16 protein-coding genes are annotated in these 21,245 nt (G+C 66.4%); 10 read left to right on the forward strand and 6 right to left on the reverse strand.

Annotation, left to right across the window (positions count from 1 at the left end):
* Positions 1–50 precede the first annotated feature (50 nt).
* A complete protein-coding gene (locus ACFWB0_RS12600) occupies positions 51–425 on the reverse strand; it encodes a pyridoxamine 5'-phosphate oxidase family protein (protein ID WP_378490777.1) in 375 nt (124 codons plus the stop codon).
* Positions 426–562: 137 nt separating this feature from the next.
* The gene (locus ACFWB0_RS12605) at positions 563–868 is read right to left on the reverse strand and encodes a hypothetical protein (RefSeq protein WP_378490778.1); all 306 of its coding nucleotides are present in this window, start codon (positions 866–868) and stop codon (positions 563–565) included.
* A gap of 221 nt (positions 869–1,089) precedes the next feature.
* Between ACFWB0_RS12605 and ACFWB0_RS12610 the strand changes: the two genes are divergently transcribed.
* Together ACFWB0_RS12610 and ACFWB0_RS12615 are read left to right on the forward strand one after the other, a co-directional pair.
* A complete protein-coding gene (locus ACFWB0_RS12610; protein ID WP_378490779.1) occupies positions 1,090–2,907 on the forward strand; it encodes a sensor histidine kinase in 1,818 nt (605 codons plus the stop codon).
* Between the two features lie 78 nt (positions 2,908–2,985).
* A complete protein-coding gene (locus ACFWB0_RS12615) occupies positions 2,986–4,590 on the forward strand; it encodes a protein kinase (protein ID WP_378490780.1) in 1,605 nt (534 codons plus the stop codon).
* A 38-nt stretch (positions 4,591–4,628) separates the two neighbouring features.
* Here ACFWB0_RS12615 and lat read toward each other — a convergent pair whose 3' ends face one another.
* Together lat and ACFWB0_RS12625 are read right to left on the reverse strand one after the other, a co-directional pair.
* On the reverse strand, positions 4,629–5,966 hold the full coding sequence (gene lat / locus ACFWB0_RS12620; protein WP_378490781.1) for an L-lysine 6-transaminase: 1,338 nt from the start codon (positions 5,964–5,966) through the stop codon (positions 4,629–4,631).
* Positions 5,967–6,036: 70 nt separating this feature from the next.
* A complete protein-coding gene (locus tag ACFWB0_RS12625) occupies positions 6,037–6,486 on the reverse strand; it encodes an Lrp/AsnC family transcriptional regulator (RefSeq protein WP_378490782.1) in 450 nt (149 codons plus the stop codon).
* A gap of 36 nt (positions 6,487–6,522) precedes the next feature.
* Here ACFWB0_RS12625 and ACFWB0_RS12630 point away from each other — a divergent pair, with 36 nt between their 5' ends.
* The 6 genes from ACFWB0_RS12630 to ACFWB0_RS12655 all read left to right on the forward strand — a co-directional run bounded on the left by ACFWB0_RS12630 (position 6,523) and on the right by ACFWB0_RS12655 (position 17,161).
* Positions 6,523–8,091 carry an aldehyde dehydrogenase family protein gene (locus ACFWB0_RS12630; protein ID WP_378490783.1) on the forward strand — a complete coding sequence of 523 codons (1,569 nt, stop codon included), beginning with the start codon at positions 6,523–6,525 and terminating at the stop codon, positions 8,089–8,091.
* An 83-nt stretch (positions 8,092–8,174) separates the two neighbouring features.
* A complete protein-coding gene (locus ACFWB0_RS12635; RefSeq protein WP_378490784.1) occupies positions 8,175–9,716 on the forward strand; it encodes an AMP-binding protein in 1,542 nt (513 codons plus the stop codon).
* Positions 9,713–11,086: an FAD-binding oxidoreductase gene (locus ACFWB0_RS12640; protein ID WP_378490785.1), complete on the forward strand. Its 1,374-nt coding sequence runs from the start codon at positions 9,713–9,715 to the stop codon at positions 11,084–11,086. Before ACFWB0_RS12635 ends, ACFWB0_RS12640 begins: the two co-directional genes overlap by 4 nt.
* An 89-nt stretch (positions 11,087–11,175) precedes the next feature.
* Positions 11,176–11,730 (forward strand): hypothetical protein, encoded by a 555-nt coding sequence (locus ACFWB0_RS12645; protein ID WP_378490856.1) that lies wholly within the window; start codon positions 11,176–11,178, stop codon positions 11,728–11,730.
* A gap of 42 nt (positions 11,731–11,772) precedes the next feature.
* The gene (locus ACFWB0_RS12650) at positions 11,773–16,380 is read left to right on the forward strand and encodes an ATP-dependent helicase (RefSeq protein ID WP_378490786.1); all 4,608 of its coding nucleotides are present in this window, start codon (positions 11,773–11,775) and stop codon (positions 16,378–16,380) included.
* 1 nt (position 16,381) lies between these two features.
* Entirely contained in the window at positions 16,382–17,161 is a 780-nt protein-coding gene (locus tag ACFWB0_RS12655; protein ID WP_378490787.1) for a DNA-formamidopyrimidine glycosylase family protein, read from the forward strand.
* Here ACFWB0_RS12655 and ACFWB0_RS12660 read toward each other — a convergent pair.
* A complete protein-coding gene (locus ACFWB0_RS12660; RefSeq protein WP_378490857.1) occupies positions 17,152–17,727 on the reverse strand; it encodes a TetR/AcrR family transcriptional regulator in 576 nt (191 codons plus the stop codon). The genes ACFWB0_RS12655 and ACFWB0_RS12660 overlap by 10 nt on opposite strands.
* Before the next feature lie 83 nt (positions 17,728–17,810).
* On the opposite strand from ACFWB0_RS12660, the gene ACFWB0_RS12665 reads away from it, so the two are divergent.
* Together ACFWB0_RS12665 and ACFWB0_RS12670 are read left to right on the forward strand one after the other, a co-directional pair.
* On the forward strand, positions 17,811–18,788 hold the full coding sequence (locus ACFWB0_RS12665; protein WP_378490788.1) for an oxygenase MpaB family protein: 978 nt from the start codon (positions 17,811–17,813) through the stop codon (positions 18,786–18,788).
* A gap of 48 nt (positions 18,789–18,836) precedes the next feature.
* Positions 18,837–19,373, forward strand: coding sequence for a hypothetical protein (locus tag ACFWB0_RS12670; RefSeq protein ID WP_378490789.1), 537 nt, complete (start codon positions 18,837–18,839; stop codon positions 19,371–19,373).
* Between the two features lie 18 nt (positions 19,374–19,391).
* On the opposite strand, the gene glpD is transcribed toward ACFWB0_RS12670, so the two are convergent.
* A complete protein-coding gene (gene glpD / locus ACFWB0_RS12675; protein ID WP_378490790.1) occupies positions 19,392–21,122 on the reverse strand; it encodes a glycerol-3-phosphate dehydrogenase in 1,731 nt (576 codons plus the stop codon).
* Between the last annotated feature and the right edge of the window lie 123 nt (positions 21,123–21,245).

Raw genomic sequence — 21,245 nt, forward strand, 5'->3', positions numbered from 1 at the left:
GCCGTTACCAGGGCACCCGTGTGCCCTGGTAACGGTGGCCGTCTCTGTGTCTACTTCTCCAGCGGCCTGCAGTCGGCCTCGCATCCGGAATTCGTCGCGGGGTGCTCGGCGGTGGCGGGTCGGTGCAGCACTCCCGAGCTCGGCCGGACATGCAGCACCGCTCCCGCCAGTTCAGCTTCGCCGTCGACGATCAACGAGTATCCGCCCGGTATCGCCGGCGGGTACACGAGTGAGACGATCGGGTGCACCTGCGCGTTGACGCTGGTCCGGCGCCCCGGATCGTCGATGCGGAACACACCATCGACGAGGACCGGGGTCACCGCGACCGCATGCGGCTTGGCGTCGGCACCGGTAGTCAGCAGATAGGCGTACCCGTATTCGCCGAGCGCGGTGTCGAGCGCGTCGAGGTCGACCTTGATGCTCATGACGCCAAGAGTTCCTTCCAGATGACATGAGGTCAATCCCCTCCACTGACGCTTCTGCGACGGATGCCCGTGGCCACGACCTATCCCGGCACCTCGACAATGCCTTCATGGCGCCGGGATCGGATGAGCGAGGGATGTCACTCGGTATTACCGGAGAGCGTGGCGAAACCGCCGGATCCGAGGCATGTCCCTTGAACCGCTGCATTTGTTGCTGCGGATTCCACAGTCACAGGGGTGCCACTGACGAAAGCGGGCATGATGTTGGGTGCCGTCAACATGCAAATCCAGAACTCACCCGGAGCCGTGATCTCTGCTCGGTGTGGAGCCGCGACCGCCCCATCGCCATTCACCTGAGGTACGGCTGATGCCGCACCCGCGCCGAGAATAATCGCAGGAATTGCCAGTGCAGTCGCGACAGAGGTGCGCAATGCGGTCTTGTTCATGATTGTCTCCAATGTTTCTGCGGCGCTTGCGCTACCGCTTCGTGAATTTCGTTGCCGGCTGTCCGGCTACGACAACAAGCTTCCGCCGACGCGCCCTGGCGCAGATCCGTGCAAACCCCTCACTTCCTCCCCGCGTAGGCACGGTCATGTTTCTCCGTGGCAGCACGGTGGAGTCGATACCGACCGGGGAGGAGACTGGAACAGTTCGGTGAGGAGGCTCGATGAGTCGTCGCACGATTCTTCTGCTGTCCGGGCTCGTCATGGCGTTGGTGGCGATGGTGGTGACATCCGTCGACTGGTCCGATGTCGCGCGACGCGATCCCGCGCGCAGTCTGCTTCTCGGCCCACGCGAGTCGTTCGCCGCAGCACAAGGCCCGTATCTTCCGGTATTCAGCCCGACCGAGATGACACTGTTCGTCTGTGCCGGAGTGGCATTCCTTGTCGCCGGCGCAGTCGCGTGGACGTACCGCCCACACGATCTGACCGGCCTGCTTCTCGTCGTTGCCGGTGCGCTATGGCTTCTGGGTGGGCTACGGCGATCCAGCTCTCCGGTGGCATTCACCATTGGCATCGTTGCAACCAACCTGTATCTGCCCTTACTCCTCCAAGCTGTGATCGGCTTTCCCACCGGTCGCCTACACCAACGTTGGGAACGGTGGTTCGTCGGCGCCGCGTGGGCACTCGCCGTAGTCGGCGTCGCGGCCGAATGGATGTTCTTCGACCCGCGCGCCGCGGAGTCGATGCAACTGTCGTTGTCCACGAACCTCCTGCTGATCCGTCACAGCCCCGAGATCTCCGATGCGATCCAACTCGGCGTCGGCACAGGGGCCCTTGTGCTCACCGCGACCCTCGTCGGGGTGGTGGTGGCCCGCTTGAAACGGGGATCTCCAGCGTATCGAGCGGGGTTTGCTCCGCTCGGGATCGCATGCGCGGCTGCAGGACTCCTCACAATTGCCACGCTCGCCATTGCGGTCCCGGGCTCTCCCCATGCCTGGATTCTGAATCTGCGCTATCCCGGAGCCGCACTGTTCCCGCTCGCCGTCGCGATCGGGCTCGTCCGATACCGACTCACCCGTGCGGCCGTCACCGACGCGATGGTCGAGATCGGCGACATCCCGATCGACGTCGGCTTTGTCGACGCACTTCGCCGCGCCGTGCACGACCCGAGCCTGACACTGTGGACGTACTCGGACGGCACCTACGTCGACGCCGACGGAACGTCGCAGGCACTTCCCCGCCGCTCGCACACCCGCGGGTTCACCATCCTCGAACACGAGGGAACTCCGGTCGGTGCCCTCGTATACGACGCGACGCTGGAAGCGCAGCCGGAACTACTCGCCGCGGTGCGTGGCGCAACAAGCCTGGCCCTCGACCATGATCGGCTTCAGCGCGCCCTCGAGGAGCAGCTCACCGAGGTGCGCCGGTCTCGCGAACGCATCGTCACAGCGGGCGATGTGCAGCGTCGCCGCCTCGAACGCAACTTGCACGACGGCGCCCAGCAGCGACTGGTTGCGGCCTCACTGCTGCTGCGTCGAGCACAGCGAACCGACGACGACTTGCAGATGCGCACGTTCCTCACCGACGGTGCCGCCGAGCTGCATGCCGCCCTGACCGAGCTGCGCGACCTCGCGCGTGGCGTCTACCCGCCTGTGCTGGCCGAGCGAGGTTTGGCGGTCGCATTGAATTCGATGGCCGAGCGTGCGCCGATTCCGGTGCGCGTCGACGATCATCTCGAGTCACGGTTGCCGAGCCACATCGAGCTCGCCGCATACCTCATCTCGTCGGAGGCGGTGACCAACGCCGCGAAGTACTCGTCCGCGACCCTCGTCAGGATCAGTGTGTGCCGCGCCGGCGACACGCTCCACCTGACCGTCGCCGACAACGGGTCCGGCGGCGCCCGGCGAGTTGCCGGGGGCGGATTGGATGGCCTGGCAGATCGCGCCGAAGCCCTCGGCGGCAGTCTGACGGTAGACAGTCCCACCGGCGGCGGCACGACGCTGACGGTGACGCTGCAACTTCGTGCAGACTCCGACGCCTGACAGTGGCCGAGCAACACTTCCGCACCACCGCGCCGAGCGGTTCAATAGATGAAGGGTCGTCGGCGGGAGGTGCAGGCGATGGCGGTGAACGGCGAACTCCGGCCCGGCTCGGTGTTTGCCGGATACACGATCGAGAAGCTGCTCGGCGTGGGCGGTATGGGCGCCGTCTATCTGGCGGCGCACCCGCACCTGCCGCGCGCGGTCGCGTTGAAACTTCTCCATCCCGGTCTCACCGCAGACGATTACGTCGCCGCCCGGTTCGAACGCGAAGCCGGGCACATCGCTCGCCTCGAGCACCCGAACATCGTGCAGATCTACGATCGCGGACGAACCGACGACCGCTTGTGGTTCACCATGCAGTACGTGCCCGGAACCACCGCCGCCGACGTGATTGTCGCCGGCCCCACACCGGTGGAACGGGCTCTGCACATCGTCACCGAAACCGGCAAAGCGCTCGACTACGCGCACCGCGCGGGCGTGCTCCACCGCGATGTCAAGCCGGCGAACATCCTGATCGTGGAGCCCGTCGTGCCCGGTGAACAAGAACGTGTCCTGCTCACGGATTTCGGGATCGCGAAGGCCCTCGACGAACCCGGTCGTCTCACTCGTACCGGGATGTTCGTCGCGAGCCTGCAGAACGCCGCACCTGAGCAGTTCGACACGAGCGTGGAACTCGACGCCCGCGCCGACCTGTATTCACTCGGGTGCACGTTCTACCACCTGCTCACCGGACGGCCCCCCTACCCGGGTGAGACGCTTCCTCAACTGTGGCACGGACACGCTCAGAGCCAGATCCCCCGGCCGAGTGCACTGCGCTCCGACGTCACCGCTGCAGTCGATGCCGTCGTCGCACGGGCACTGGCAAAGGACCGAGCCGACCGGTACGACACGTGTCGCAAGTTCTCCGACGCTGCCCGGGCAGCACTGGACCACGACACAGCAGCACTGCTCGATCCCACCCAGGTATCGCACTCACCGACCACACCTGTTGCCCGCACCGGTCCTCGGCGGCGACGGAGCAGCCCTCTCCGCGTCGTACTCGCTGACGACTCCGTGCTGATCAGGGAGGGCATCCGAAGCCTGCTCAGCGACGAGGGTCTCGACGTTGTCGGCGAGGCCGACGACAGCGACACCTTGATCGACGTCGTGGCACGGACGCGACCCGACATCGCCGTCGTCGATATCCGGATGCCGCCCACGCACACCGTCGAGGGCATCGATGCCGCACGGACGATCCGCACCGACTATCCCGAGACCGCAGTGTTGTTGCTGTCGCAGTATGTCGAATCCGAGTACGTGATGGACCTGTTGGCGACCGGCGCCGCAGGTGTGGGTTATCTGCTCAAGGATCGCGTCGGCGACATCGACGAGTTCGTCGACGCACTCCACCGTGTCGCTGATGGCGGGTCAGCGATCGATCCGGGTGTCGTGAGCCGGATGGTGTCGCGTCCGCATTCCGACTCCCGGCCGGTCGACGACCTGTCGACGAGGGAACGCGAAGTGCTCACGCTCATGGCCCAGGGCCGATCGAATCGCGCGATCGGAGCAACGCTGTTCCTCGGCGAACGCACGGTGGAGGCGCACATCCGCTCGATCTTCCTCAAGCTCGGGCTGCATCCGGAACCGGAGGATCACCGCCGGGTGCTCGCGGTGCTGCGGCATCTCGAGTCGAGCACACCGTGAACGATCCGCTCCTCAGACTGCAGTGGCGAAGCTGCTCCTCAGACTGCAGTGGCGAGCACTCTGTCGAGCGCGGCGATCGCCTCGTCGAGATCGTCGGTGGTGACGGTCAGCGGCGGCCGGAAACGGATTCCGCACTGTCCGGAACCGATCATCAGGACCTGCTCCTCGCGGTAGAGGCGAGCGAGTACCTCGTCACGAAAACCCTGCGACGGCAAGGTGATCGCGCACATCAGTCCACGACCTCGCGGCTCGGTGACCACCGGGCGTCTCATCGCGAGCTGCCGCAGCGCCGACAACAGGTGCGCGCCGGTGATCCGCGCCTGATCGACCAGACCATCACGCTCGATGACCTCGAAGATCCGGCGGGCACGCACCATGTCGGTGAGATTGCCTCCCCACGTGGAGTTGAGCCGCGACGACACCGCAAAGACATTGTCCGGGATCTCGTCGAGGCGACCGCCCGCCATGATCCCGCACACCTGTGTCTTCTTGCCGAACGCAACGATGTCGGGCTCGATCCCGAGCTGCTGGTACGCCCACATCGTGCCGGTCATGCCCACGCCGGTCTGCACCTCGTCGACGACCAGCAATGCATCGTTCTCTCGACAGAGCGCGGCGATCGCCTGGAAGAACTCCGGCCGGAAATGGTGATCGCCCCCCTCTCCCTGGATGGGCTCGGCGATGAAGCACGCGATGTCGTGGGGATTGTCGGCGAAAGCGGCACGTGCCTGCTCGACTGCATGCGCGTCGGCCTCGTCGACGTCACGTCCGTCGCGAAGATACGGGGCGTCGATGCGCGGCCAATCGAACTTGGGGAATCGATCGGTTTTGACGGGATCGGTGTTGGTCAGCGACATCGTGTACCCGGTGCGTCCGTGGAACGCTTCGGTCAGATGCAGCACCTTGGTCCCGAGCGTGGGATCGAGACCGCGGGATTCGTTCAGTCTGCTCTTCCAGTCGAATGCGGCCTTGAGCGCGTTCTCGACCGCGAGCGCGCCGCCGTCGATGAAGAACAGGTGTGGCAGGGCGGGGTCGCCGAGGATCCGCGCGAACGCTTCGACGAACCTGGCCATAGCCACGGTGTAGATGTCGGAGTTGCTGGGTTTGTTCGCGGCCACCGCAGCGAGTTCGTCTCGAAGCGCGGGATCGTCGGCGAGGTCGGGATGGTTCATTCCGAGTGCAGACGACGCGAAGAACCCGAACATGTCGAGATAGCAGGTGCGGTCGCGTCGGTCGACGAGCCTCACTCCCCTCGAGCGTTCGAGGTCGAGGACGAGGGGGAATCCGTCGGTCAGCATGTGTGTTCCGAGGACGGCGTGTACCCGGTCGGGTGCCACGACTTCGGCACCGTCCCGATCACGGAATGCAGTGCTCATAATCGCGAGGGTACGCGAACTTTTCTCAGCTCATTCGCGGTTTCCGTGGAAGGTCGAAGCGTCGACACAGTTACTTCTCGTAAAATGTCTGCAGCACGACGGTACTGCGGGTGGCAACATTCGCGGTGGCTCGGATCTCCTGCAGGAGATACTCGAGTTCGCGCGGCGAGGCAACACGCACAAGCAGGACATAGCTTTCGTCGCCCGCTACCGAGTGACACGATTCGATTGCCTCGATGTGCCGCAGCCGCGCGGGAGCATCGTCGGGCTGGGACGGGTCGAGAGGGGTGATCGCGACGAACGCCGACAGCATGAGGCCGAGCGCCTCCGGGTCCACATTCGCGGTGTATCCGCGAATCACGTTCCGGGACTCCAGTCTGCGCACCCGCGACTGCACCGCGGAAATCGACAAGCCGGCCTTCTCTGCAAGCACCGACAACGTGGCGCGCCCGTCCGCAACCAGCTCACGCAACAGCAACCTATCGATCTCGTCCAGCGATTCTTTCGAAGATTCCGGCACCAGCGCAGGTTAACCGAGCGACAAAGGACCACACCGATGAATGCAACGGACAGTTACAGCACTCGCGCGCGCGCCGCAGCGCAGAAATGCGGCGTCGCCCTGCCCGACGGCAGCGCCACTGCGCCCGACGGCACTGCCACTGCGCCCGGCGGCACTGCCACTGCGCCCGACGGCACTGCCGCGCTGGTGGTCACCACGCCCATCGACGGCACCGAACTCGCGCGCCTGCAACCGCACACCGCCTCACAGATCGACGACGCAATCGGTTCGGCCGAAAAGTCATTCGAGCAGTGGCGGGACGTCCCCGCACCCGTTCGAGGTCGGCTCGTCCGGCGGTTCGGTGACCTGCTCATCGAGCACAAGCACGATCTCGCCGAACTCGTCACGCTCGAGGCAGGCAAGGTTCCGTCCGAGGCACTCGGCGAGGTGCAGGAGATGATCGACGTGTGCGAGTTCGCCGTCGGTCTGTCCCGGCAGCTCTACGGGCGCACGATGCCATCCGAGCGACCCGGCCATCGTCTGATGGAGACGTGGCACCCCCTCGGCGTGGTCGGCGTGATCTCCGCATTCAACTTTCCGGTGGCGGTGTGGTCGTGGAACACCGCGATCGCGCTGGTGTGCGGCGACCCAGTGGTGTGGAAGCCGTCGGAGACCACTCCGCTGACGGCACTCGCGTGTGACGCACTTCTGCGCCGTGCCGCCGCTGACGTCGATGCCCCCGACGATCTGCATCACGTCCTGATCGGCGACGCGACGGCCGGTGAGGCACTCGTCGACGATCCGCGGGTGGCGTTGGTCAGCGCAACCGGCTCGGTTCCGATGGGACGGATCGTGGCGCCCCGCGTCGCCGCACGGTTCGGTCGGTGCCTGCTCGAACTCGGCGGTAACAATGCCGCGGTCGTCACCCCGTCGGCGGATCTGGAGCTCACCGTGCGGGGAGTCGTGTTCGCCGCGGCCGGTACCGCCGGGCAACGCTGCACGACGCTGCGTCGACTGATCGTGCATCGCTCCGTCGCCGACGATCTCGTGGCGCGCCTCGCGACCGTGTATGCCGGGCTACGGGTGGGGAACCCGTTCGACGACGGCGTCCTCGTGGGCCCGCTGATCTCGCCGCGCGCATACGACGCGATGCGCTCGGCCCTCGACCGCGCCGAACTCGACGGCGGGATCCTCGTTGCGGGCGGGCAGCAGGTGGCGGTGCCGGGCGACGGCGTCTACGTCTCGCCGGCCCTCGTACGCATGCCCGCCCAGACCGAGGTGGTACGTGAGGAGACGTTCGCGCCGATCCTCTATGTGCTCCCCTACGACGACTTCGACGACGCGATCGCCCTTCACAACGGTGTCCCCCAGGGGTTGTCTTCATCGATCTTCACCACCGACCAACGCGAGGCCGAGCGGTTTCTTGCCCGTTCGGACTGCGGGATCACCAACGTCAACATCGGCACGTCGGGTGCCGAGATCGGCGGTGCGTTCGGCGGGGAGAAGGAGACCGGCGGGGGTCGCGAGTCCGGTTCCGATTCGTGGAAGAGCTACATGCGCCGAGCCACCAATACGGTCAACTACTCGGACGAACTTCCGCTCGCGCAGGGCGTCGAATTCGGGTGAGATCGCTCTGAGTCGCGGCGTCCGATCACCACACCGGAACAGGTTCTGTGGTCCACGCCACAACCTGTGGTAGACCATGGTGCATGTACCCAGGGAACTTCGTCACCACCACACCGGACAAGCCCGCCATCGTGCGGCCGGCCACCGGGGAGTCACTCACCTACCGGCAACTCGACGAGAGTTCGCTCCGGCTCGCGAAGTACCTGCGGGGGCTCGGACTGAAGCCGGGCGACCACCTCGCGCTGATCTCCGACAACGACCTGCGAGTGATGGAGGTCTACTGGGCGGCGCTGCGCTCGGGGCTGTACATCACCGTCGTCAACTGGCATCTCACCGCGTCGGAGGCCACCTACGTGGTCGACGATTGCGGTGCGAAGGCTCTGATCGTCTCGGCGAACGCCGTCGGCGCGGTGGACCTGTCCGCGGGCGCTTACCCGAACGTGGAGCATCGTCTGGTGTACGGCGGGGAGTTGGCCGGATTCGAGGACTACGATCGGGCGCTCGACCGGTTCGACACCACTCCCCTCGATGATCAGCCGCGGGGCCAGGACATGCTGTACTCGTCCGGCACCACCGGCCGGCCCAAGGGCATCAAACCGAAGTTGCCCGACGGGCAGGTCCAGGACATTCCCGACCCGTACACAGCGGTGTTCGCCCCGATGTACGGTTTCGACTCGGACACGGTGTACCTGTGCCCCGCCCCCCTGTATCACGCTGCGCCCTTGCGGTTCTGCGGCACCATTCAGTCGGTGGGCGGCACCGTGATCCTCATGGACAGGTTCGATGCCGAGGAAGCGCTCGCGCTGATCGATCGGTACGAGGTCACCGCCAGCCAGTGGGTGCCGACGATGTTCGTGCGCATGCTCAAACTCCCCGAAGAAATCCGCGCGAAGTACGACGTGTCGAGCATGAAGGTCGCCGTCCACGCCGCAGCACCGTGCCCGCCCGAGATCAAGCGGGCGATGATCGAGTGGTGGGGTCCGGTGATCAACGAGTACTACGCCTCCACCGAAGGCTCCGGCGCGACCTTCATCAACTCCGATCAGGCCCTCGCCCGTCCGGGTTCGGTCGGACGCGACGGTGTGATGGGACTCGTTCGCATCTGCGGTGAGGACGGCCGGGAACTGCCCACCGGGTCGATCGGGACGGTGTGGTGGGAACGCGACGAGCGCCCGTTCGAGTACCACAATGATCCGGAAAAGACCGAGAAGGCAACACATCCCGACCATCCGACGTGGACGACGAGCGGCGACATCGGATATCTGGACGACGACCGGTTCCTGTATCTCACCGACCGCGCGGCATTCATGATCATCTCGGGTGGCGTGAACATCTACCCGCAGGAATCGGAGAATGTTCTCACCCTGCACCCGAAGGTGTTCGATGTCGCGGTCATCGGCGTGCCGAACGAAGAGATGGGCGAAGAGGTCAAGGCCGTCGTGCAGCTCGCCGAGGGAGTCGAGCCCGGGCCCGAGGTCGAGCAGGAACTGCTCGAGTACGTGCGCTCCGCTGTGTCGCATTTCAAGGCTCCGCGCAGCATCGACTTCTCCGATGATCTCCCCCGTACCCCCACGGGCAAACTCGTCAAGCACAAGCTGCGAGCCCGGTACGTCCCGGCGCCATGACATCACGCAACGCGGATCTCGCAGCCCTGGCAGGGCGTCTCCCTGCCGGGGCTGTGGTCACGGATCCGGATGTCCTCGCCGGCTACCGGCACGATCGGGCATTCGACCCGGGTGCGGCCGTACCGCTCGCGCTCGTACGCGCGAGGTCCACCGCGGACGTGCAGGCCACGCTGCGGTGGGCGCACGAGCATCGCGTCCCGGTGGTGCCCCGCGGCGCCGGCACGAGCCTGTCGGGAGGTTCGAGTGGTCTCGCCGACGGGATCGTGCTCAGCACCGAGAAGATGCGTGACATCACGATCGATCCGGCCACGCGCACGGCCGTCGCACAACCCGGCCTGCTCAACGCCGAGGTGAAGGCAGCCGCAGCCGAACACGATCTGTGGTACCCGCCGGATCCGTCGTCGTTCGAGATCTGTTCGATCGGCGGTAATGCCGCGACCAACGCGGGCGGGCTGTGCTGCGTCAAGTACGGGGTGACGTCCGACTACGTGCTCGGACTCGAGGTGGTCCTTGCCGACGGCACCGCGGTGCGGCTCGGAGGTCCCCGGCTCAAGGATGTCGCGGGTCTGTCGTTGACGAAACTGTTCGTGGGCAGCGAGGGAACTCTCGGAGTGATCACCGAGGTGACGCTCCGCCTGATCCCCACGCAGCCGCCGGCATCGACGATGGTCGCGACCTTCGGATCGGTGGAGGCCGCGGCCGACGCCGTCATCGCGATCACCGCGACCATGCGCCCCGCAATGCTCGAGTTCATGGACCGCACCACGATCAATGCCGTCGAGGATGCGATGCGGATGGACCTGGACCGCGATGCCGAAGCCATGCTGATCGCGCGGTCCGACGCCCCGGGTGTGGCGGCGGCACACGAGATCGAGGTGATGGTGCAGGCGTGCCGAAAAGCCGGAGCCCACGACGTGTTCGACACATCCGATCCCGCCGAGGGTGAAGCGTTCGCGGCGGCGCGGCGGATGGCCATTCCTGCGGTCGAGCGCCTCGGGAGCCTCCTCCTCGAGGATGTCGGAGTGCCCTTGCCGATGCTCCCCGCACTCGTCGCCGGCGTAGCCGAGATCGCCGAACGCAATGCGGTGACGGTCGCGATGATCGCGCACGCCGGTGACGGAAACACCCACCCGCTGATCGTCTACGATTCCGGAGACGAAAGGATGGCGGCGCGAGCACACGCGGCATTCGGTCAGATCATGGATCTCGCGATCGAACTCGGTGGCACCATCACCGGGGAGCACGGTGTGGGCAGGCTCAAGAAGCCTTGGCTGTCCGATCAGGTGGGCCCCGACGTGATGGCGTTGACCCGCCTGATCAAGAACGCCCTCGACCCCCGTTCGATCCTCAACCCAGGGGCTGTCCTGTGACGAATAGCCAACCGACCGACCCCGCGACCACACCTATCCGCACCTCGGTGCCGCCGTGGCAGAGAACACGCCATAATCGGGGCGTGAACATGCGTACGCCAGAGTCCGGTACCGATCTTCCGCTACGCGACACCCGGTATCGGGAGCTCGAGCTCTACCCCGAGTTCGACTTCGTCACCAACTGGTTGCGCGACTACGTCCACTCCACAATCGAGAATGCACGCATCAGCGAGCGCGAGTACTGGTCGGCCGTATGTCTGCCCACCGTCGGCGCTTCCGACGAGGGCCACCGGATGATCAGCATCCACGCCGGTGACCAGGAAGTTGCGTGCTTGTATGTCGACACGAGCATCCGGGAGGACAGGCGGGTGGGTGGCTTCGTGACCGTCGACAAGCACAGCCTCGAGCAGTCGTGCGGCGCCGACATCGACCGGATCACGACAAGCTCCGCGGCACTGAGCGTCTACCCCACCGGTGACCAGGTGTCGATCGGATGGAGCGAGACCCCCGAGAGCCGCGAGCAGTTCGATGCGCTCCCGTGGCGTCCCGCCGCGCGCGAACTCGTCCGCCGGTTGATGCACAACGGCAGGAACCATTGGGCGGATTCGCACTGCCCGCAGCTCGCCATGTTCGCCCTCGAGTAGAAGAGCCACAAACCTGTCGGACGGCGGGTGCACCATGGAGTGGTGACCGACGTCCTCGCCCGCTTCTCGGCTCCCACCCGGGAGTGGTTCACCGGTGCGTTCGAAGCACCCACACCCGCCCAGCTCGGTGCGTGGGACGCGATCTCGTCGGGTGCGCACACCCTCGTCGTCGCCCCCACCGGTTCAGGAAAGACGCTGTCGGCGTTCCTGTGGTCGCTCGACCGGCTCGCCTCCCCTCCCGAGACAGCCGCCCCCGAGACAGTCGCCCCAGAGACAGCAGATCCGGCGACTACCGGGGCGCCGCACGAACACCGCACGCGAGTCCTCTATATCTCGCCGCTCAAGGCACTCGGGGTCGACGTCGAACGCAACCTGCGCTCTCCGCTCGTGGGCATCACCCAGACCGCGAAGCGGCTGGGCCTGACGCCGCCCGCGATCACCGTGGGTGTCCGCTCCGGCGACACCTCGCAGGCCGACCGCCGCAAGCTTGCCCGCACTCCCCCCGACATTCTCATCACGACCCCCGAGTCGCTGTTCCTCATGCTCACATCGGCCGCACGCGAGACCCTCTCCGGTGTCGAATCGGTGATCGTCGACGAGGTGCACGCTGTCGCCGGAACCAAACGCGGCGCGCACCTCGCGCTGTCGCTCGAGCGTCTCGATCTGCTGCTGCCGAAGCCCGCACAGCGGATCGGGCTGTCCGCCACCGTGCGTCCCCGCGAGGAGGTGGGCAGGTTCCTCGTCGGTGGCGAACCCATCCGGATCGTGGCCCCGCCCGCGGCCAAGACCTGGGACCTCACCGTCCAGGTTCCGGTCGAGGACATGACCGAGCTCGGAGTGTCGCATCCGAATGAGGACTCTGAATCGCCCACTCCCCAGGCCGGGTCGATCTGGCCGCACGTCGAGGAACAGATCGTCGATCTCGTCACCGCCCACCGCTCGACGATCGTGTTCGCGAATTCGCGACGACTGTCCGAACGATTGACCGGACGGCTCAACGAGATCTACGCCGAACGCACCGGCAGTACCGTCGACCGGGAGGTCGCGCCGCCCGCGCTGCTGGGTGCATCGACCGAGGTGACCTACGGAGCCGAGCCCGTTCTCGCACGCGCCCACCACGGTTCGGTGAGCAAAGACCAGCGAGCTCTCATCGAGGACGACCTGAAGTCCGGTCGGCTGCGTTGCGTCGTGGCGACGTCGAGTCTCGAACTCGGTATCGACATGGGCGCGGTGGATCTCGTCATCCAGGTCGAGGCACCGCCGTCGGTGGCGAGCGGGTTGCAGCGAGTGGGCAGGGCGGGGCATCAGGTCGGTGAGACCTCACGCGGGGTGCTGTTCCCCAAGCACCGCACCGACCTGATCCATTGCGCCGTCACCGTGGAGCGGATGGTCGCCGGGCACATCGAGGCCCTTCAGGTCCCTGCGAATCCCCTCGATGTGCTCGCGCAGCAGACGGTGGCGGCGGCCGCGCTCGAACCGATCGCGGTCGATGACTGGTTCGACACCGTCCGGCGGAGCGGGTCGTTCGCGACGCTGTCGCGGGGCGTCTTCGAATCTGTGCTCGATCTGCTCTCCGGCCGTTATCCGTCCGACGAGTTCGCCGAACTGCGTCCCCGCGTGGTGTGGGACCGCACCGACGGCACCCTGACGGGCCGGCCGGGCGCGCAACGCCTCGCCGTCACCTCGGGCGGCACCATCCCGGACCGCGGTCTGTTCACCGTGTACATGGTGGGCGAGAAGAACACCCGTGTGGGAGAACTCGACGAGGAGATGGTCTACGAGTCGCGGGTCGGCGACGTGTTCGCCCTCGGCGCGACCAGCTGGCGGATCGAAGAGATCACGTTCGATCGAGTGCTCGTCTCCCCTGCTTTCGGCCGTGCCGGGCGGCTCCCGTTCTGGCACGGCGACAACCAGGGCCGCCCCGCCGAACTCGGTGCGGCGCTCGGCGCGTTCATCCGCGAACTCGGTCACGCAGCGCCCGACGATGCCGACGCGCGATGCCGGGCCGGCGGGCTCGACGACTACGCGACCGCGAATCTGATCGGCCTTCTCGATGAGCAACGCACCGCCACCGGCCATCTCCCCACCGACCGCACTCTCGTCGTCGAGCGGTTCCGCGACGAGCTGGGCGATTGGCGTCTCGTACTGCATTCACCGTTCGGTCTGCGCGTCCACGCACCGTGGGCGCTCGCGGTCGGGGCACGCCTGCTCGACCGGTTCGGTGTCGAGGCGCATCCGTCGCCGTCCGACGACGGCATCATCGTCCGGCTGCCCGACACCGAGGACGACCCACCGGGCGCCGACATCTTCGTCTTCGACGACGACGAGATCGAGGATCTGGTCACCGAGCAGGTGGGTGGCTCGTCCCTGTTCGCATCCCGGTTCCGTGAATGTGCAGCGCGCGCGTTGCTGCTGCCGCGGCGAAACCCCGGGAAGCGGGCGCCGCTGTGGCAGCAGCGTCAGCGTTCCGCGCAACTGCTCGACGTGGCCCGTCGGTACCCGAGTTTCCCGATCCTGCTCGAGACGGTGCGCGAATGCCTGCAGGATGTCTACGACCTGCCCGCTCTGCGTGAGCTTCTGGGCCGCCTCGGGAGACGGCAGATCCGTCTCGTCGAGGTCGAGACGGCAACGGCGTCGCCGTTCGCGAACTCGTTGCTCTTCGACTACGTCGGCGCGTTCCTCTACGAGGGCGACAGTCCTCTCGCCGAGCGGCGCGCGGCGGCGCTCTCGCTGGATTCGACGTTGCTCGCCGAGTTGCTGGGCCGGGTGGAGCTGCGCGAACTGCTCGACGCAGACGTGATCGACGAGGCCGAACTCGAATTGCAACGCCTGGTGCCCGAGCGGCGCGCTCGCGACGCGGAGGGCATCGCGGATCTGGTGCGTCTGCTGGGGCCTTCGACGGACGCCGAACTGCGCGAGCGCAGCACAGACGAGCCAGGTCCGTGGCTCGCGGAACTGTCTGCGCAGCGCCGCGTGCTGCAGGTGTCGTATGCGGGTGAGAGATGGTGGGCGGCAATCGAAGATGCGTCGCGCCTTCGCGACGCACTCGGGGTACCCTTGCCGATCGGCGTGCCCACCGCGTTCGTCGAACCTGTCGAGGATCCACTCGGCGACCTCGTCGCCCGTCATGCCCGGACACACGGCCCGTTCACCACTGCGGCGGTCGGAGCCCGGTTCGGTCTGGGTACGGCCGTCGTCGAGTCCGTTCTGCAGCGGTTGGCCGACGACAAACGTGTCACCTCGGGTGAGTTCCGTCCCGGCTCGACCGGGCCCGAGTGGTGCGACACCGAAGTCCTGCGCCGCCTGCGTCGCCGCTCGCTGGCCGCGGCACGGCACGAGGTCGAGCCGGTGAGCACCGCTACCCTCGGCCGGTTCCTGCCCGACTGGCATCATCTCGGCCGTGGTCCGGGTGCGAGCGCGCTCTACGGGCTCGACGGTGTCGCGGCGGTCGTCGAGCAGATCGCGGGTGTCCCCGTCCCCGCGAGCGCCCTCGAACCGCTGATCCTCGCCCCGCGAGTGCGCGACTACTCGCCCGCGATGCTCGACGAGTTGACCTCGAACGGTGAGATCGTCTGGTCCGGTGCCGGCTCGATCTCGGGGAAGGACGGCTGGATCACACTGCATCCCGCCGACCTCGCCTCTGCCACACTCGCTCCTGCCGAGGACATCGAAACGACCGGGATCCATGAGGCGATCCGGGAGTCGCTCTCAGGCGGAGGTGCATACTTCTTCCGGCAGCTCGGAGACGCAGTGAAAGCCATCCAACCGGAGGCCACCGATACGGCGCTGACTGCGGCAATATGGGATCTGGTGTGGAGTGGGCACATTGCCGGCGACACTCTCGCACCGCTGCGTGCCCTCATCGGCGACACATCCCGTGCCACACCTGCACACCGCACGCCGCGCAGAGCTCCCCGCGCCCGCATGTATCGGGGGCGTCCTTCAGTTCCGTCGCTGACCGGGCCTCCCACGGTCGCCGGCCGGTGGTCGCTGCTGCCCGAACGTGAGACCGATCCGACGGTGCGCGCACACACGACGGCAGAGCTGTTCCTCGAACGATACGGAGTGGTGACCCGCGGCTCCGTGACGGGCGAAGCCGTTCCGGGGGGTTTCGCACTCATGTACAAGGTGCTCAGCCGCTTCGAGGAGACGGGCCGTTGCCGACGAGGATATTTCGTCGATTCACTCGGCGGCGCCCAGTTCTCGACCCCCGATGTAGTGGATCGGCTGCGCTCGTTCTCCGATTCTCTCGAGGGTCGGCACACCCGTACCGAAGCCGTGACGCTCGCCGCGTGCGATCCCGCCAACCCGTACGGTGCCGCACTCCCCTGGCCGAAAGCGGCGGCAGACGCCGAGAGCACATCGAAGCATCGGCCGGGACGGAAGGCAGGAGGTCTCGTGGTGTTGGTCGACGGCAGCCTCGTGGTGTTCGTCGAGCGGGGCGGACGAACCCTGCTCACCTTCACCGACGATCCCGGCCGCCTCCGCACCGCATTCGCGTCGCTCGCCCACACCGTCAAGAACGGCGGTGTCGACAAGATCGTCGTCGAGAAGATCGACGGCGCCTCGATTCACGGTCACGCTCTCGCGGAACTTCTCGGTGAGGCCGGGTTCTCCGCAACACCACGCGGATACCGGTTGAGGTCCTGACGTGCCCGAAGGAGACACGGTATTCCAGGCGGCCGCACGGCTGCACGCAGCACTGGCCGGAAACATTCTGACCGAGAGCGACTTCCGTGTGCCCCGCTACGCGACGACCGACCTGACCGGCGACACCGTCGAGGAAGTCGTCGCGCGCGGCAAGCATATTCTGGTTCGCCTGCCGCAGCGCACTTTTCACTCACACCTGATGATGGACGGGCAGTGGCACGTATACGAGCGTGGAACACGCTGGCGCAAACCCGGTTTCAAGGCGCGCGTCGTGATCGGTACCGAGCAGGTGCAGGCGGTGGGGTTCGACCTCGGCATCGTCGAGGTGCTCCCGCGCGAGGACGAAGCCGAGGCAGTCGGGCACCTCGGCCCGGATCTGCTCGGACCCGACTGGGATTCGGCGCTCGCGGCAGACAACCTCGCGCGCGAGCCGAACCGTCCCATCGGTCTCGCACTGCTCGACCAGCGCATCATGGCCGGCGTGGGCAACGTCTACCGCAGTGAACTGTGCTTCCTGCGTGGCGTCGACCCCGCGACATCGGTACGAGAGGCAGGCGATCCGACCGCGTGGGCCGAACTCGCGCACCGCGTGTTGTACGCCAACCGGAACAGGACTGCGAGGGTGACGACCGGCGATCCGCGACACGGTCGCCGACTGTGGGTATACGGCCGTCGCGGCAAGCCGTGCCTGCGCTGTGCACGTCCCGTCGAGTCGGGATCACTCGCAGGCCCCTCCGACCTCGAGCGGGTGATCTATCGCTGCAGGGCGTGTCAGCGTTGAGCGTCGCGACCGGCACGCTCGAGGAGCGCCACACAGTGTTGCACGAAGGTCTCCCGAGGGACGGTGATCGCGCCGTCGAGATACCCCATGAACAGGCTGGTCAAGGAACCCACGAGCCCCACGGCCACCATGTTGCGCACCGCGTCGTCGCCGATCTCGGTGAGCTCGGCGCTGACGAGTGCCACGAACACCGGCGCGAGTTCGACTCCTCGCCCGCTGATCACAGGTTCGCGCAGCGGCGCGAGCAGAAGCACACGACCCATCGCCGGTTCGTCCACCATCAGGGCCACGAACGCACGGACCGCCGCTTCCGCCCGGTGCGTGTGCTCCGCTGAGGCCACCGCCTCGACAAGCGTGTCGCGTGCCCGTTCACCGACGAGTGCGTAGACCTCTCGTACGAAGGCGTCGCGGTCGGTGAAGCTCTCGTAGAAGTAGCGTTCGGTGAGTTCGGCGACCCGGCACACCGCGCGCACGTTCGCGGCGGATCCGTCGGGTGCGCCGATGAGGCCGATCCCCGCGTCGAGGAGACGTTCCCTGCGGACACGCCGGCGTTCGTCGAGGCCGATTCCCGCCCAGCTTCGGCGCGTGGTGTCCACCGTGTGCGATTCCCGTCGTTGACTGCGTGTCCACCGGATCCTACTCTGACAACATGCGTAGTCAGAGATCTTCGCAGGACGCCGGCCCCACCACGCCCGAGATCGAGCCCCGACCACTCGGGCCCGATTCCCTGACCTGGAAATACTTTGGTGGGTGGCGGGGCATGCTGTTCGGCCCGTGGGCAGGGTCGATGCAGAACATGCACCCGGGTCTCGGTGCCGGCGTCGAGGATCACTCGCAGTTCTTCGACGAGCGATTCGAACGGCTCTACCGGTCGCTGTACCCGATCTACGGGGTCGTGTTCGACGGCGAACGCGCACCGGAGACTGCCAGGCAGGTGCGCGGCTACCACAACACGATCAAGGGTGTCGACAAGTTGGGCCGCAAGTACCACGCGCTCGACCCCGACACGTTCTACTGGGCTCACGCAACATTCTTCTACAGTCTCGTGATCTCCATCGAGTGGTTCGAGGGTCCGCTCACCGCCGAGCAGAGGCATCGGCTGTTCGACGAACACGTCCAGTGGTACCGCCTCTACGGCATGTCGATGAAGTCCGTCCCCGAATCGTGGGAGGCGTTCGTCGAGTACTGGGACGACATGTGCCGCAACGTCCTCGAAGACAACAAGGCCACCCGCGACGTGCTCGACCTGTCGCAACTCGACCGGCCACCGTTCATGCGCTGGTTCCCCGAACCGGCGTGGAAGATCGTGCGCCCACGTGTCACCCGAGGATTCATCTGGCTCACCGTGGGCCTTTACGACCAGCCCGTGCGCGACCTACTCGGATACAGCTGGAGCTCACGCGAGGAGAAACTCCACCGAGTGGTCGGGCGTGCCATCGGCCTCGGGAACCGGCTCGTGCCCTGGCGGTACCGCTACCATCCGCGTGCCCGCGCAGGCTGGGATCGCGTGTCCGGCCGCATCACTCCGGACACCCCACTCGTGCACACCCCGGCCCGGAATCTACCTCCGGTCGACCGTCGCGACTCACCGGTCCACTACAGCCCGGACCTTTCGGGACAACGCTGACATTTCTAAACGCTGAGATTTTCGGCGGCGCATGCGACGCTTGTCGTTATGCGACTCGACGCCCACGCGTTTCTCCACGGGCCGTTGTTCTCCAGAGACGCGCCGCTCGACCGAACCAACGCGGCGAGCCGCATCAGCGCGTACGTGTACGGCAACGTCCTGGTGCTGGCAGCCCTGATCCCGATTGTCACGACGCCTACCTACGTCGGAATCGCAATCGTCCTCGGTACCGCCCTGTCGACGTTCGTGGCGCACGCTTTCGCGGAATCGGTGGGGCACAGTGTCCGGAGGGGAAGCCGCCTCTCCACCGCCGAACGACGCGCCGAGGTGCGCGACTCGGTGCCGATCCTCACCTCCGCGGTGGTCCCGTGCGTCGTTCTCGCGATCGGGTGGCTCGGCTGGATCGAGCCGCGCACCGCCCAGTTGCTCGCGGAGCTCGCGGTGCTGGTGCGGATCGGTGGTATCGCATTCGTGATCGGACGGCTCAACGGTGAGCGTCCCAGCACTCGACTGTTGATGACCGCAGCCGCTCTGACCCTGATCGGAGCAACGATCGTCGCGATCAAGGTACTTCTGACGCACTGATCACTTCACGGGCACTGATCACTTCACGGGCACAGGTTCGAGAATCTCTGCACGTGCTTCCGGAGCCGCGGCACGCAGGGCATCCGCGGATTCGTCGTCCAACCGGCTCTGCGAATCGATCTCGGCCTCGACCCGGGCCCGATAGGTCTCGACCTCCCGATCGATCGCCGCAGCATCCCAGCCGAGTACCGGTGCCACCAGGTGCGCGACCTGCTCGGCGCAGTGCATGCCCCGGTGCGGATACTCGATCGAGATCCGGGTACGGCGGGCGAGGATGTCCTCGAGGTGCAGCGCGCCTTCGGCGGCAGCCGCGTAGATGGCCTCCACTTGGAGATACAGCGGAGCATCGGTGATCGGTTCGAGCAGTTCGGGCCTGCCCTCTGCGCACGCGAGTACGTCGTCGATGAGTGAGCCGTACCGGTCGAGGAGGTGCTTGACGCGGTACGGGTGGAGCCCGTATTGCTCGGCGAGGTGCATCGTCTGATTGACCAGGGCGAAGTACCCGTCGGCGCCGAGGAGTGGCACCTTCTCGGTGATCGACGGTGCGATGCGGGACGGAATGTCCTCGGCGGCCAGATCGACCGCGTCCTCGGCCATCACCCGGTAGGTCGTGTACTTGCCGCCTGCGATCGCGACCAGCCCGGGCGAGACCCGCGCCACCGCGTGTTCGCGCGAGAGTTTCGATGTCTCGTCGCTCTCCCCCGCCAGCAGCGGGCGAAGACCCGCGTAGACCCCGTCGATGTCGTCGTGGGTGATCGGCACGACGAGCGCGCTGTTGACGCGGTCGAGGATGTAGTCGATGTCGGCCTTCGTCGCGGCGGGGTGTGCCAGATCGAGGTTCCAGTCGGTGTCGGTGGTGCCGATGATCCAGTGGTTTCCCCATGGGATGACGAACAGGACCGACTTCTCGGTGCGCAGGATGATCGCGGAGTCGCTCACGATCCGGTCGCGCGGGACCACGATGTGCACGCCTTTCGACGCCCGGACCCGGAACCGACCGCGTTGATGCGACAGCGCCTGAATTTCGTCGGTCCACACTCCGGTTGCATTGATGACCACGTGGGCGCGTACTTCGGTGACGGAACCGTCCTCGCTGTCGCGCACCCGCACACCCGACACCCGGTCGGCTTCACGGAGGAACCCGACGACCTGGGTCGAGGTTCGCACGACCGCGCCGTACTGGGCAGCTGTCCGCGCGACCGTCATGGTGTGGCGAGCATCGTCGACGACTGTGTCGTAGTATCGGATCCCGCCGACGAGCGAGTTGCGCTTGAGTCCCGGCGCCATCCGCAGCGCACCCGCGCGGGTCAGATGTTTCTGCGCGGGAACGGTTTTCGCTCCACCCATCCGGTCGTAGAGGAACATCCCGGCTGCCATGTACGGCCGCTCCCACCCTCGATGCGTGAGCGGGAACAGGAACTTCAACGGTTTGACGAGGTGCGGCGCGAGCGTCGACAACGACAGTTCGCGTTCACGCAGCGCTTCACGCACAAGCCCGAATTCGAGCTGTTCGAGATAGCGCAGACCACCGTGGAACATCTTCGACGACCGACTCGATGTACCCGACGCGAAGTCCCGGGCCTCGACGAGCGCAACTCGCAGACCTCGGGTCGCGGCATCGAGGGCAGTCCCTGCACCCACGACACCACCACCGATCACCACGACGTCGAACTGCTCGTCGCCGAGGCGTCGCCACGCTTCCTTGCGCTGCTGCGGACCGAGAATCTGCACACCTGATTGGTTGGTCACCGAACCGCTCCCTCAGTCGCCGACATGTCCCGCACAACGCTAGTAGGTTCGACCGCACAGTGCTGTGCCAGTGCGAACAACAGTGCTGTGCCAGTGAACACTTTCCGAGACCTCGAGGATCCT

Source organism: Rhodococcus sp. NPDC060086 (assembly GCF_042730275.1).
GTDB lineage: Bacteria > Actinomycetota > Actinomycetes > Mycobacteriales > Mycobacteriaceae > Rhodococcus.

Bases quoted from the DNA above. Each gene is read 5' to 3' on its own strand.
- ACFWB0_RS12600 (WP_378490777.1), bottom strand. From the start codon at position 425: ATGAGCATCAAGGTCGACCTCGACGCGCTCGACACCGCGCTCGGCGAA.
- ACFWB0_RS12605 (WP_378490778.1), bottom strand. From the start codon at position 868: ATGAACAAGACCGCATTGCGCACCTCTGTCGCGACTGCACTGGCAATT.
- ACFWB0_RS12610 (WP_378490779.1), top strand. From the start codon at position 1,090: ATGAGTCGTCGCACGATTCTTCTGCTGTCCGGGCTCGTCATGGCGTTG.
- ACFWB0_RS12615 (WP_378490780.1), top strand. From the start codon at position 2,986: ATGGCGGTGAACGGCGAACTCCGGCCCGGCTCGGTGTTTGCCGGATAC.
- lat (WP_378490781.1), bottom strand. From the start codon at position 5,966: ATGAGCACTGCATTCCGTGATCGGGACGGTGCCGAAGTCGTGGCACCC.
- ACFWB0_RS12630 (WP_378490783.1), top strand. From the start codon at position 6,523: ATGAATGCAACGGACAGTTACAGCACTCGCGCGCGCGCCGCAGCGCAG.
- ACFWB0_RS12635 (WP_378490784.1), top strand. From the start codon at position 8,175: ATGTACCCAGGGAACTTCGTCACCACCACACCGGACAAGCCCGCCATC.
- ACFWB0_RS12640 (WP_378490785.1), top strand. From the start codon at position 9,713: ATGACATCACGCAACGCGGATCTCGCAGCCCTGGCAGGGCGTCTCCCT.
- ACFWB0_RS12645 (WP_378490856.1), top strand. From the start codon at position 11,176: ATGCGTACGCCAGAGTCCGGTACCGATCTTCCGCTACGCGACACCCGG.
- ACFWB0_RS12665 (WP_378490788.1), top strand. From the start codon at position 17,811: ATGCGTAGTCAGAGATCTTCGCAGGACGCCGGCCCCACCACGCCCGAG.
- ACFWB0_RS12670 (WP_378490789.1), top strand. From the start codon at position 18,837: ATGCGACTCGACGCCCACGCGTTTCTCCACGGGCCGTTGTTCTCCAGA.